This is a genomic window from Mucilaginibacter sp. (genome assembly GCF_036383575.1).
Classification (GTDB): Bacteria; Bacteroidota; Bacteroidia; order Sphingobacteriales; family Sphingobacteriaceae; genus Mucilaginibacter.
Window position 1 is genome coordinate 1 of sequence record NZ_DASVOB010000152.1, and the last position, 13,795, is coordinate 13,795.

A 13,795-nucleotide genomic window follows, 5' to 3' on the forward strand; every position below is an offset into this window, starting at 1 on the left:
TAAAGCCAGCGTTTGTTAGAGAAGGTAAACTCAAGCTTGTTACGATAGTACCTGTCGGCAGGAGATGGAACGATAGGCATAATACCTTCAACGTTGATCTTAGCCAGGCGACTTAAAGCATCGACAACCGATTTTTGTTTAAATTTAAGCTGGGCCTCGTAGGTCATGTGCTGCCATTTGCAGCCACCACAGGTGCCGAAGTGCTCACAGAAAGCAGTGGTGCGGTATTCAGAAGCTTGTTTTAACTCAGTAATCTTGCCTTCGCCGAAGTTTTTCTTACTACGGTATACCTGTACATCTGCCACATCGCCGGGTACGGCCTTATCTACAAAAAGCACAAAGTCATTGGCTTTGCCTACGCCTTTGCCTTCTTCGGCAATGTCAATGATCTGTACGTTTTCAAAAAACTTTGGTTTGTTAGCTTTACTCATCAGGCTGCAAAGTTAACCCTATTTATTTAATCCTGAAAATAGGAGAGGAGGGACAAAAGAAAGCCGGTCGCCTTTAAAAGACGTTGCGATCTTAAGCAGGATTTCTAAGCAAATAAACTTAGCAGATAATTAACCACATTATCGTCAACGGTAATATCTTCTATCTCAAATTGCTCGTCAATCAGGTCGGAAAGTTCTGTTAGTTCGCGGCTCATAAAATAAAATTTACTATGCTAACATAGTAAATTTTAAACTAAAAACCAAATTGGTATAAGGTTTAATTTATAATCAGCAAAGATTTCTGAAACCTTTGCTGATTAATGTGTATAGTGCTTAATTTTTATCCCAATTTATCTTGCGCGAAAAGTACATCAACACGGCTATAATGATAAACAGCGCGATACTGCCAACCATTAAGGCAAGATCTTCCAGTTGAATGATCACAAAGATGAACGCGTAAAACACCGATAAAATAAAGGCGAATAGTATAGCCGCCCTTCCGTTTTTCAATAGTGATGATATAAATACGGATATGAGTGCTATGGTTGATACAGATGCAATGAGGTAAGCCATATTGTAACCAACCTGCTCCGAAAACGATAGCAGCAATGTGTAGTAAATAACCATAGCCGCGCCAATCAATATGTAGTTAAACATATGTATTGGCTGTTTGCGGATAACTTCGGTTAAAAATAAGGAGATGAAAGTGAGCAGTATGATAAATATGGCATACTTGCTGGTGCGCATGGTTTTCTGGTACTGATCAACCGGGAGGCGAAGTTTTACGCCAAATGGGTTTGACTCCAATTTGTTGCTTTGATTTGTTGGTTTTCCTACCCATTGCTGTGGCAATTGCCTGTTATAATTCAGGAGATGCCAACTGGCGCTGAAACCATTGCTGCCAACTTTGCGTTCGTCGGGCAGATGACTACCCTCAAAGTTGGGACTGCTCCAATTACCATGCACCAGTACATCGGTGGATTTGCCGAGTTGCAAAAAGCTTAATTCCTCGCTTCCTTTTAGATCAAGGTCATATTCAAACGGTATTTGGGTACTATTTGCCGTAGATAGATCAACTTTCGATTGCAGGCCGTCGCTAAATAGGGATTCGCCACCGAACGATGGTTCAATATTTAGTGTTTGATTATTAGTTTTTAAAACAGGGTTGGTTTTTAGCCCTTTCAAATCGCCTACGCCAAGTTCAAACCTTGCCGTGTTTAATAAAAGTTGACTCATGGCAATCCCCATATTATTAGTATTAATAACACCGAAAGTGCCACGTACTTTTACATGGGTATTATAAACAGCAACGTCAAATATTCCCCTGTGTAGTATTTGTGTACTTAATTCTGCATTAATATGTAAGCTCTCGGGCAGGATGTAGAGATTTTCAATAACCTCTTTTGTAACGGTATCTGTAAATTTTACCTGTTTTTTATATGGAATAACCAATACAGGGCCTTTGATAACCTGGCTGGCAGACCAGTTATCGGAAACCTCTTTGATCACTTCATCCTGCCGGCCGGAACGCTCAGTGATCAGGTTTTGAACGAGGGATGATGGAATAAGTAATAACAGCACCAATATGCCGATAAAGATCAATTTAAAAGTTGCCGATTCCTTGAGCCAGCCTAAAGTTGTTTGTTTGGGTGATTGTTCCTCTATCATGATTGTTTAGATATAAAGTACTTTGTATTTCAAAGTTTATGATTAAAAAGAAAGGCTTTTGATTAAGCCTATGACAAAGATAATATAAAGTACTTTGTATTTCAAAGTTAATTTATTTATTTTAACTCAGAATAATTTTAAGCTGTTTGAAAGCCATTCACATAACTATCAAATAAATTCATTGCCGTTGACTTTAGTCAATGGAATAATTGCTAAAGACAAGAGGCTTTAGCCAAAATATCGCTTGAATTTGGGCTAAAGCCCGGTTGTCCTTTTCTTTAACCGTTGACTAAAGTCAACGGCAATGAGTGTTTTTTTCTTTGGACAGCTTTATTGAAGGAGATTTTAAACTGAAACCGCCGCCTTAACCAAATAAGGCAGGATCTCTTTCTGAAAAGAAACAAAATTTTTCCGTACGTCCGAATCGCTTACCGATGTAAAGGCAAAGCTGAAAACGATGCTTTTGCTGCACTTGATCAGGAAGCGTAAGCGCTGCTGGTAAGTTTCATGCTTACGGATGCCCGGCAATTGGATAAACGATGCCATAAGCAGTTCTTCCAACTCGTTGGAGAGATTTTTTAAAAAATCCTGGGAGTTGGTTGACTCACGGATAAAATCCCAGCCGATAAACTCGTTACAAACGGTGTAGGAGAGGCGGCAGGTTTTCATGATAAGGTTGTTGAGATAGGCCTCCTCATCAATATCGTTTGCATTGCTTTGTACCAGGTCATCAACACTGGCTTTGATGTAGTCCATCAGCAAAATGTGCAATACGGCCTCTTTACTGTCGAAGTATTTATAGATAGTTGCCTTGGCAATTTTAGCCTTTTTGGCAATCTCATTAACACTGGTTTTATGGTACCCGAATTTGCGGAAAAGTTCCTGTGCTGCCCGCTTAATACTATCTTTAATTTTATCGGCTTCCATTAATTAGTTACTTGAATTTCAAACTGGGTAACGGCTACCCTATATGATCGTAATGCCTTTGTTGCCGGGGCTTTTACCGGTGTGCCATCCTCAAGGCTGAATTTTGAACCGCTGCAGGGGTCGGTTACTGTAAAGCCCGTATTATCAATGGTTACAGCACATTTTTTTTCGGGCTGATAGCTGCTGCACCGGTCGTAAGCCGCATAAGTGCCGTTTATTTTACGGTAGATGATCAGGCCGGCTACACCATAACCATTGATGGAGACTGCTCCGCCCGACACATTAAGGGGACTTAATGCCGGGGTACCCAATGCAGCCTGGAAGTTAACAGGTATGCTTGGTACGTTATCACCTGATTTTCCGCACGAAAAACAGGTGATACTTACCAATATCATTAACAATAATTTCCTCATAACATTTCGGTTTGGAACTGTTTAAGGAAACGCGCGTCATTCTCCGAAAACAGGCGCAGGTCGCGGATCACGTATTTGAGGTTGGCAATACGCTCCATACCCATACCAAAGGCAAAGCCGGTATATTTTTTACTGTCGATACCGCAGTTTTCCAAAACGTTCGGGTCAACCATGCCGCAGCCTAAGATCTCCACCCAGCCGCTGTGTTTACACATATTACAGCCAGCACCTCCGCAAATGGTACATGAAATATCCATTTCGGCTGATGGCTCGGTGAACGGGAAGTATGATGGGCGGAAACGCACTTTAGTACCTTCGCCATAAAGCTCCTGAACGAAGTGGTAAAGGGTTTGCTTTAGATCGGAAAAAGATACATTCTCGTCAACATATAAACCCTCAACCTGGTGGAAAAAGCAATGCGCACGGGCCGAAATAGCCTCATTACGGTAAACCCTGCCCGGCATAATAGCGCGGAACGGTGGTTTACCTGCTTCCATCATCCGTACCTGTACCGATGATGTGTGGGTACGCAGGGCGATATCATCTTTACCATTATTCTTTTTAATGAAAAAGGTATCCTGCATGTCACGTGCCGGATGCTCATCAGGGAAGTTCAATGCCGAGAAGTTATGCCAGTCGTCCTCAATTTCCGGGCCTTCTGCAACAACGAAGCCTAAGCGTTTGAAAATATCGATGATCTCGTTACGAACCAATGATAGCGGATGACGTGAGCCAATAGTAAAGCCGTCGCCGGGCAAAGTAAGATCAAGATCGTTGCCTTTGCTTTGCGGGCCTGAACCAATGTTTTCTTTTAATTCGTTATACTTAGCCTCTGCCAGTTGTTTAAACTCGTTAAGTACCTTACCGAAAGTGCGTTTCTCTTCCGGGCTAACACTTTTAAACTGCTCAAAAAGGTCTTTAATAATACCTTTGGTGCCTAAAAATTTAATACGGAACGCTTCCAGTTCGTCGGCATTGGCTGGCGAAAAGGCATTGATCTCGGCGGTATATTGGTCTATCTGAGCTTGCATTATAATGTGTTATTTGTAATTTTTTTGTTGTTATCCCGGCTTCCTGATTGTTTTTCGGATGCAGAGATATATAGTTATGAGTTGATCGCTATACGCAGGACGGCAAATATAATACTATTTAAGCACTCCCAACTCCTTACCCACCTTGGTAAACGCCGCAATAGCTTTATCTAAATGATGCAAATCATGCGCTGCGGAGATCTGTACCCTGATCCTTGCTTTGCCTTGTGGAACTACCGGGTAGTAAAAACCTATCACATAAATACCTTCATCAAGCATTTTTGCCGCGAATTCCTGGGCAAGCTTGGCATCATACAACATTACTGGGACTATAGGATGCACGCCAGGTTTAATGTCAAAACCTGCTTCGGTCATTTTTTTACGGAAGTATTGCGTATTGGTTTCCAGTTTATCACGCAGTTCAGTGGTTTCGCTCAGCATATCCAGTACCGCTATTGAAGCACCGGTAATAGCAGGAGCTAAAGTATTCGAAAACAAATACGGACGTGAGCGCTGGCGCAGCATGTCAATGATCTCCTTACGGCCAGATGTAAAACCGCCCGATGCGCCGCCCAAGGCTTTGCCCAATGTACCGGTGATGATATCGATCCTGCCCATAACATTATGGTGCTCATGTGTACCACGACCGTTTTTGCCCATAAAGCCAGAGCAATGGCTCTCGTCGATCATCACTAATGCATTGTATTTATCGGCCAGGTCGCAGATCTTATCCAATTGGGCAATGGTACCGTCCATGCTGAATGCTCCATCGGTTACAATAATGCGGTGACGCAGTTCCTGGGTAGCTTTTAGTTTCTCTTCCAGGTCGGCCATGTCATCGTGCTTGTAACGGTAACGCTGGGCTTTGCACAGGCGTACACCGTCAATGATGGAAGCATGGTTCAGCTCGTCGGATATAATAGCATCCTGATCGTTAAACAAAGGTTCAAACACGCCACCGTTGGCATCAAAAGCCGCAGCATACAGGATGGTATCTTCAGTACCTAAAAATTCGGCTATCTTTTTTTCAAGTTCTTTATGAATATCCTGTGTACCACATATAAAACGTACAGATGATAAACCGTAGCCATGGGTATCCATAGCATCTTTGGCTGCCTGGATCACTTTGGCATTGCCTGATAAGCCAAGGTAGTTATTGGCGCAAAAGTTAATTACTTCAGCACCGCTTTGCACGGTGATATCAGCTCCCTGGGGCGAAGTAATGATCCGTTCCTTTTTGTATAACCCGGCGTTTTCAATTTCGGTTAATTCCTGCTGTAAAACCGGCTTTAGTGTGTTGTACATAGTGTGCGTGTTTTAAAGAGGGCAAAATTAAGCATTAGCAATCTTTTTGTTGGGTTTATTAAACCTTAAATAATTATTAAGTGAATAATAAAACATTTTTAAGCCCTAAAGTATTACACATAAGTAACATATGAGAAAATACATACTACTATTGATCACTGCTTTCAGCGTAATAACCGCCTCTGCACAGCAATCACTTTTAACAGGAAAAATAACCGACAAAAACGGGCAGGTTATCCCTTTTGTTTCCATTTACATCCGCAATTCAACATATGGTACCACAGCTAATGAAAATGGTATTTACCAGTTTAAACTTAGTCCGGGTACTTATAATGTGATATACCGCTATGTTGGTTATACCGAAAAGATAGAGCAGGTTACCGTAACTGACCAGGATCAGGAACACAACGTACAAATGGCCGATGAAGTATTTAGCACCGGCAGGGTAGCTGAAACTTATCGCAAAAATCGTGACGCTGCCGATACCATCATGAAGCAGGTGTTAAAGAAACGTAAATACTATATTGAGGAAGCCGCATCATACTCATGTGCGGTTTATATTAAAGGGGTACAAAAATTGCTGAGCGTACCCAAATCGTTGCTGGGGCAGGAGGTAAGGAGAACCCTTGATCTTGATACGAATGGCCGGGGAATCCTGTATCAATCCGAATCATTGTCTGAATATAACTTTCAAAAGCCCAACAAGGTAAGGGAGATCACCATTGCCAACCGTATGGCGGGGCAGAACACTGCTTTCGGCTACAAAAAAGCGTCCGACCTTCAGGCCAATTTTTATCAGAATGTATTTATCATCAACGGATTGGCTACCCGCGGCTTTGTTTCACCGGTTGCATCATATGGTTTCACATTTTATAACTACAGGCTGCTGGGGACTTCGGTTGAGAACGGGCATACTATTCATAAAATTCATGTTACCCCTAAACGTGGGCATGGCCAGTATTTTCAGGGGGATATTTATATTGTTGATGGCGACTGGCGCATTTACAGTGTTGACCTGTTTGTTGAAAATAAAACAAGCAACCTTAACCTGGTTGATACTTTAAAGATCAGACAGCAATACATAGCTATAACCGATAGTGTATGGATGCCGGCATCAACCCAATACAGCTTTAAAGGGGCTGTTTTCGGATTTAAATTTGGCGGTTATTATGCTGCTGTTTATAACAACTATAAAATCAATCCAACTTTTCCGGATGATTTTTTTACCGGCGAGATCTTAAAAATTGATACAGTAGCGAATAGTAAAAAGCCCGATTACTGGTCAAACGCACGGCCGATACCCTTAACTGCATTTGAAGACCGTGATTACAGGAAAAAAGATGCCTTTGAAGAATATAAAAAAACGGATACTTACCTTGATTCACTTCAGCATCATAAAAACCGTATTAATTATCCCGGCTACCTGATATTTGGTTACGCTGCCAGCAATAAAAGCAACAGGGATTCATTATACATTTTCCCGTTTCTACAAACGTTTTATTACAACACGGTGGAGGGCTTTGGGATTAACGCCAAGGTAAGTTATATCCGTACTATTGATGATTTTCATTCGCTGACGGTTACCCCGGCTGTGCGTTATGGTTTCTCCAACAAGATCTTCAGCGCCAATATGGGCTTTGAGTACAAGAATGATCCTTTCCATAATGCTAAGTTTTATGCCGATTTTGGCAGCGATGTACTCGACCTTAATAACGTAGGTACACGTTCCTTATATTTCAATACGCTGAGTACACTGTTGAGTGAAAACAACTATGTTAAGTATTACCGAAGCCATTACGGCAATTTTGGTTACCAGCGTGAGGTATTAAACGGCGTTTTCTTAAAAGGAGGTTTTTCTTATTCAAGCCGTTCGCAGTTGTACAACACATCCTTTAGCAAGATAAAGGATAATAAGAACCGCGAGTTTACTTCAAACAATCCTTTGGCTCCCGCGGGTACGCCGGCCGACGACCATTCGTTTCTGTTTCCGGATAACCAGGCTTTGGTGTTTAACGCATCGGCAACGTTTACTTTCGATCAGCGGTATGAAACCAGGCCTACAGGCAAGTTTAACCTGCCTTCAAAATATCCAACGTTAACGGTAAACTACCGAAAGGGATTTAAAAACGTCATTGGCTCGGATGTTGACTATGATTTTGCTTCTGTTGATCTTTCGCAGGACCACATCCGTGTAGGACTTTCCGGTTATTCATCATTTAAAGTATCAGGAGGAGGTTTTTTTAACAACAACACGCTTTACTACATGGATTATAACCACTTTTTAGGTAACCAGGGTACCACTTTCGACCCTACCTATGTGGGCAGTTTCCACTTCCTGCCGTTTTATACTTACAGTACCAACGGCGCTTTTTTAGAAGCACATTATCAGCATAACTTCGCCGGATCATTATTTAACAGGATCCCGCTGTTAAGGAAACTTAAACTCGAAGAAATTATCGGTGCCAACTACCTTACAACCAAAAATAACAGCAATTACCGCGAGTTTTATGTGGGTGTACAACGCCTCATTTTCCGCGTTGACTATGGTATATCCTATGCTGGGGATAAAAAATACATCCAGGGCTTCAGGATCTTTTATGGAATCAGGTAAGCTTAAAACGGAAGGCTGAAAGCAAAAAGCTTTTTAAAAGCTTTGCATTTTTTTAGCTTTAAGCCTTCCGCTTTGAGCTTTCCGCTCAAATTGCTATCTTTGCGCCGCTCATTTAACACTGTTTGCAGCAGTATCAATGATTTTATGGAAATGTATAATACCCTACTATACTATTGTTATTCAACAATAGCTGATGCGGAGCAATTTGCTGCCGATCATTTAAAATTTTGTAAAAGCTTAGGTTTAACCGGTCGTATTATTGTAGCCGACGAAGGGCTTAACGGCACCGTTTCGGGTACTGTTGAAGCCTGCAAAACCTATATGGATACCGTACACGCCGACGAGCGTTTTGCTAAAACCGAGTTTAAAATTGACGAGGTAGATACGCCATCGTTTGTAAAAATGCACGTGCGTTATAAATCAGAGATCGTACACTCTGGCCTTCGTGATCCTAACATTATCGACCCAAAACAAAAAACAGGCAAACACCTGGAACCAAAAGAATTTTTGGCGATGAAGGACAGGGATGATGTGGTTGTATTGGACGTTCGTTCAAACTACGAGCACTCTTTAGGCAAATTCAAAAACGCGGTAACGCTTGATATTGATAACTTCCGCGATTTTCCGGACATGATCAATGAGCTGGCAAAGTACAAGGATAAAAAGATCCTGACTTATTGCACCGGCGGTATCAAATGCGAAAAAGCATCGGCATTGCTTTTGCACGAAGGTTTTCCTGAAGTTTACCAGCTGCATGGCGGTATCATTAAATATGGTAAAGAAGCAGGCGGCGAAGATTTTGAAGGCAAGTGTTATGTGTTTGATAACCGCCTTTCGGTTGATGTGAACAGCGTTAACCCGGTTGTTATTTCAACATGCTTAAATTGCGGTAAAACCACTCCTAAAATGATCAATTGCGCCAACCCCGAGTGTAATGAGCATTTTACCCAGTGCGATGAGTGCGGAACTGCTATGGATGGCTGCTGCAGCGACGCCTGTAAAGATCATCCGCGTAAACGTGTTTATGATGGTACCGGTTATTATGTAAAAGTGCCTCAACCGGTAAACGTGAGCAAAAGCAAACTGCAACCAGTAGTATAACAGCTGTGGTGCAATTATTATACAAGGCTTATCCTTAAGGGTAGGCTTTTTTATTTTGTCGGGTACAAACACTACTTTAGTAAATTGAGTCGCTACATCCTATGCGTAAAACCCTGTGTATTATTATCGTTCTTCTTTTTATATCGGTTTGGCCGGCGTGGTCGGTAGATATTAAAAGCGTAGGTGTTCCTTATATTCAAAACTATACCAAGGCAATTTATCAGTTTGGCAATCAAAACTGGTCGGTAACGCGCGATGAGCACGATATCATGTACTTTGGCAATGCAGAAGGCCTGCTTACGTTTGATGGTAAATATTGGCAACAATACCATATGCCCAACGGCTTGATCGTACGCTCAGTTAGTGCAGATGGCAGGGGCAGGGTTTATGCAGGCGGGTATGGTGAGTTTGGTTACTGGCATAACGATGATAAGGGCATTTTAAAATATACATCGCTTATTAACCTGGTGCCAAAAAAATTTTTGCCGGTAACCGAAGAAATATGGAAAATATATTGCGATAACAACAGGGTGCTTTTCCAATCGTTCGGTGCTATATATATTTATGCTGCGGGTAAAATTGAGGTAGTAAATACGCATAAGCCGTATTTGTTCCTTTTTAAAAGTGGTAGTCGCTTTTTTGCAGAGCAACTAACCAAAGGCCTTTTTGAGCTTAAAGGCTCAAAGCTTGAATATATTGAAGGCAGCAATATTTTAGGTGCAAGTGGTGTATTATCTATTTTGCCTTTTCAGCATGGTAAATATCTCATAGGTACGGCAAAAAGCGGGCTGTTTATCTATGATGGTAAAACGGTTAAACCATGGGCCAATCAGGCTAATGATTTTTTAACAACTTATCAGTTAAATAACGGAGCAGCTATTGCCAATAAGTATTTTGCCTATGGTACTATCCTTAACGGTATTGTGATCATTGATACCGCCGGGCGTGTTGTACAGCATATTAATAAAGCCAGCGGTATGCAAAACAATACCGTGTTAAGCCTTTATACCGATGCGGGGCAAAATCTTTGGGCCGGACTGGATAATGGTATAGACAGAATTGAAGTTAACTCGCCTTTGTATTTTTATTTCGACAAAACGGGTAAGTTTGGCACGGTTTATTCAAGTATCATTTTTGATAAAAAGATATACCTGGGTACAAACCAGGGGTTATTTTACAGCGATTGGCTCCCCGATAGCCATAATAATCTCTTTCAAACATTTGATTTTAAACTAATTCCAGGCTCGCAGGGGCAGGTATGGGATTTGTCGTTACAGGATAACAGGTTGCTTTGCGGCCACAACGACGGAACATACCAGGTAAACGGGGCCTCGATAAAAAAGATCTCAGATATAACAGGTGGGTGGACTATGAAGAAAATGGCACCCGATATGCTTATGCAGGGAACTTATACCGGCCTCGTGATCTACCGGAAAGACGCGGCGGGAAATTGGCAATATAGTCACAAATTGGCGGGCTTTAGTGAACCCTCGCGTTATGTAGAACGTGATGCCAAGGGCCAGATTTGGGTGAGCCATGCTTATAAGGGCATATATAAACTCACTTTAAGTGCCGATCAGCGTACTGTAGTATCGCACGTTTATTACGACAAAAAACACGGTTTGCCGGGCAGCTACAACATTAACGTATTTGACCTTGATAATCGCACTGTTTTCTCGTCAGATTCGGGTTTTTACGTGTATGACGATATTACCGACAGGTTTTATAAATATCAGCAGCTTAACAGCAAGCTGGGCACATTTGCAACCTCAAGCAAGATCATCAAGGCCATTGGCAAAAAATACTGGTTTATTAACCAGGGCCGGGTTGGCCTGGCAGATATGTCTGTTTCCGGCAAGCTAACTATCGATACCAACAGGTTTTCTATCCTGAACGGGCAAATGGTACAGCATTATGAAACCATTAATCGTATCAACAATTCAACTTATATGATAAGTGTTGATGATGGATTTGTAATATTGAATGACGCGGACGCCCAGCTGCCCAATAGGATCAAAATACCCAATGTGCTGATCCGCAGGATTGAGAATGTTACCGACAAGGTTTCGTTAATAAGCGAGGCGGCTGAGGATAGCAATAACATTGAAATACCTTACGCTGAAAATAACATCCGCATAAGTTATTCTTTACCTTACTACACGCAAGCCAAAATCAGGTTTCAATACTATCTGGAAGGCTACTCGCATCAATGGAGCGAGTGGACACCGCAAAGCCAAAAGGAATTTACCAACCTTAATCAGGGTACCTATAATTTTAAGGTGCGCGCCAAGATCAATGATCAGTATCAATCGGCTGTTTCAGCAATAACCTTTACGGTATTGCCGCCATGGTATGCCGGTAAAATAGCCATGGTATTTTATGTGCTCCTGGCTGTATTGCTGTTTTATGTGATCAGGTATTACTATGGTCTTAAATTAAAAAAACATCAGCAACAGATACTCCAAAAACTACAAAAAGAAAAGGAGGAATTTTTGAAACAGGAGGCTATAGCTAATGAACAACACATTATCAATATAAAGAATGAGCAGTTGCAAGCCGACCTGGCAGGCAAAAGCCGTGAGCTTGCAAATTCGGCTATGAACATAGTTTATAAAAATGAATTGCTGCAAAAAATAAGCGACGAGCTAACCCACCTGAAAGGGGGCGATGGTAAGAAGCTTGCCGACGAGCAATTGCGCCGCATACAAAAAGTGATTGACGAGGGCATGAGTGATGATCGGGATTGGAATATTTTTGAAACCAGTTTTAATGAAGCCCACGAAAATTTCTTTAAAAAATTGAAAGCCGGCCACCCGGATCTTGTGCCAAATGACCTTAAGCTATGCGCATACCTGCGCATGAACATGAGCAGTAAGGAGATGGCATCCCTACTTAATATTTCATTACGCGGTGTGGAAATCCGGCGTTACAGGCTCCGTAAAAAGCTCAATTTGGAGCATGATAAAAACCTTACCGAGTTTCTCATCGAGCTATAACACTACATCATTACCTCTCATAGTGTCTTTTTGAAGTATCGGCTGCTATGCAGGTTGTGTAGTAGTGTTCTTGCTTTTAACTCGCTGTTAAATAGATTGTTATGATTGGTAAAAACATTTCATGAGAAAGTATTCTTATAGTGGTGTATTAATGTTGAGTTATATTATTTGTTAAAAGTTGATTATCTGTACAGCTTTGCAAATCAATAAACCAATTATTTTTTCAATCCGTATTATTTATTAACCACTATGAAAAGAATTTTTACTATTTCAGGGTTGATGTTGTTACTGTTATTTTGTTATGACGCAGCGTTTGCACAAAACGTTACAATTAAAGGTAAAATAACCGACGGAAAAACAGGCGAGGCTTTAATAGGCGTGTCTGTTTCAGTTAAAGGAACAACTATAGGTACCCAAACAGATGTAAACGGAGCTTTTACTCTTAAGACTCCAGGTAACGCAACATTATCGGTAGCTTATATAGGTTATGCCACGCAAGAGGTAGCTCTTAACGGGCAAACAACCATTAACGTAGCTCTGCAACCACAAACCAATGAACTGCAACAGGTAGTTGTAATAGGTTATGGTACTCAGCGAAAGCTTGATGTAACCGGTTCAATTGCTACCGTTAAGGGTGCTGATGTTGCCAAACAGGCTTCACCTAACGCGTTGAGCGGTTTACAGGGTAAAGTATCAGGCGTGCAAATCACTAACAGCGGTACGCCAGGCAAATCACCTGACATTACCATTCGTGGTTTAGGTACCATTTACGGTAATACTAAACCATTATTTGTGGTCGATGGTGTTTGGTACGATGATATCAGCTTCCTTAACCCGCAGGATATTGAAAGCTTCAGCATTTTGAAAGATGCGTCAAGTACAGCTATTTATGGTATCCGTGCAGCCAACGGCGTAGTTTTAATCGGAACAAAACGTGGTACAAAAGGCAAACCAGTTATCAATTACAATGGATATGTAGGTCTTCAGGCTGTTACCAACCAGGTAAAAATGGCAAATGGCACTGAATATGCCACTGCAGTTGATGAATTGCAGGTGTTGAACAAACAGCCTAATGATCCGCCTATTGTTCCAATATTTGCCGATCCGACCAGTTATGGTAAAGGAACCGATTGGTACAAACAAATATTGCGCAAAGCATTTACTACCAATCATGAGGCATCAATAAGCGGCGGTACAGATAAGTATACTTACAATTATTCATTCGGTTACCTTAATCAGGACGGTTTAGCCAAAACAAATAATTATCAGCGCTACACAGTTCACTTATCAAATGATTTTAAGCCAACTAAAA

General features: G+C 41.5%; 10 protein-coding genes. 4 read left to right on the forward strand and 6 right to left on the reverse strand.

The window, feature by feature from the left end; genetic code table 11:
- The 6 genes from VF500_RS05510 to kbl all read right to left on the reverse strand — a co-directional run.
- Positions 1-431 (reverse strand): TRAM domain-containing protein (locus VF500_RS05510; RefSeq protein ID WP_330858714.1); only part of this gene is annotated, 431 nt, incomplete at its 3' end.
- Between the two features lie 333 nt (positions 432-764).
- Positions 765-2,099: a cell envelope integrity protein CreD gene (gene creD / locus VF500_RS05515; RefSeq protein ID WP_330858715.1), complete on the reverse strand. Its 1,335-nt coding sequence runs from the start codon at positions 2,097-2,099 to the stop codon at positions 765-767.
- A gap of 345 nt (positions 2,100-2,444) precedes the next feature.
- Positions 2,445-3,026, reverse strand: coding sequence for a TetR/AcrR family transcriptional regulator (locus tag VF500_RS05520; RefSeq protein WP_121233697.1), 582 nt, complete (start codon positions 3,024-3,026; stop codon positions 2,445-2,447).
- Positions 3,026-3,439 (reverse strand): hypothetical protein, encoded by a 414-nt coding sequence (locus VF500_RS05525; protein ID WP_330858716.1) that lies wholly within the window; start codon positions 3,437-3,439, stop codon positions 3,026-3,028. The genes VF500_RS05520 and VF500_RS05525 overlap by 1 nt, the downstream gene beginning before the upstream one ends.
- The gene (gene pheS / locus VF500_RS05530; RefSeq protein ID WP_330858717.1) at positions 3,436-4,470 is read right to left on the reverse strand and encodes a phenylalanine--tRNA ligase subunit alpha; all 1,035 of its coding nucleotides are present in this window, start codon (positions 4,468-4,470) and stop codon (positions 3,436-3,438) included. The genes VF500_RS05525 and pheS overlap by 4 nt, the downstream gene beginning before the upstream one ends.
- 114 nt (positions 4,471-4,584) lie before the next feature.
- A complete protein-coding gene (kbl, locus tag VF500_RS05535; protein WP_330858718.1) occupies positions 4,585-5,775 on the reverse strand; it encodes a glycine C-acetyltransferase in 1,191 nt (396 codons plus the stop codon).
- Positions 5,776-5,905: 130 nt separating this feature from the next.
- Here kbl and VF500_RS05540 point away from each other — a divergent pair, with 130 nt between their 5' ends.
- The 4 genes from VF500_RS05540 to VF500_RS05555 form a co-directional block, all read left to right on the forward strand.
- Positions 5,906-8,386 carry a DUF5686 and carboxypeptidase regulatory-like domain-containing protein gene (locus tag VF500_RS05540; RefSeq protein ID WP_330858719.1) on the forward strand — a complete coding sequence of 827 codons (2,481 nt, stop codon included), beginning with the start codon at positions 5,906-5,908 and terminating at the stop codon, positions 8,384-8,386.
- 144 nt (positions 8,387-8,530) lie between these two features.
- Positions 8,531-9,487: a rhodanese-related sulfurtransferase gene (locus tag VF500_RS05545; RefSeq protein WP_330858722.1), complete on the forward strand. Its 957-nt coding sequence runs from the start codon at positions 8,531-8,533 to the stop codon at positions 9,485-9,487.
- A 101-nt stretch (positions 9,488-9,588) separates the two neighbouring features.
- Entirely contained in the window at positions 9,589-12,483 is a 2,895-nt protein-coding gene (locus tag VF500_RS05550) for a triple tyrosine motif-containing protein (RefSeq protein WP_330858720.1), read from the forward strand.
- Positions 12,484-12,732: 249 nt separating this feature from the next.
- The coding region (locus VF500_RS05555; protein ID WP_330858721.1) for a SusC/RagA family TonB-linked outer membrane protein at positions 12,733-13,795 on the forward strand (1,063 nt) is incomplete at its 3' end.

Excerpts from the sequence above, each read along its gene's own strand:
- creD (WP_330858715.1), bottom strand. The coding sequence starts at position 2,099 with ATGATAGAGGAACAATCACCCAAACAAACAACTTTAGGCTGGCTCAAG.
- VF500_RS05550 (WP_330858720.1), top strand. The coding sequence starts at position 9,589 with ATGCGTAAAACCCTGTGTATTATTATCGTTCTTCTTTTTATATCGGTT.
- VF500_RS05525 (WP_330858716.1), bottom strand. The coding sequence starts at position 3,439 with ATGAGGAAATTATTGTTAATGATATTGGTAAGTATCACCTGTTTTTCG.
- VF500_RS05545 (WP_330858722.1), top strand. The coding sequence starts at position 8,531 with ATGGAAATGTATAATACCCTACTATACTATTGTTATTCAACAATAGCT.
- VF500_RS05520 (WP_121233697.1), bottom strand. The coding sequence starts at position 3,026 with ATGGAAGCCGATAAAATTAAAGATAGTATTAAGCGGGCAGCACAGGAA.
- kbl (WP_330858718.1), bottom strand. The coding sequence starts at position 5,775 with ATGTACAACACACTAAAGCCGGTTTTACAGCAGGAATTAACCGAAATT.
- pheS (WP_330858717.1), bottom strand. The coding sequence starts at position 4,470 with ATGCAAGCTCAGATAGACCAATATACCGCCGAGATCAATGCCTTTTCG.
- VF500_RS05540 (WP_330858719.1), top strand. The coding sequence starts at position 5,906 with ATGAGAAAATACATACTACTATTGATCACTGCTTTCAGCGTAATAACC.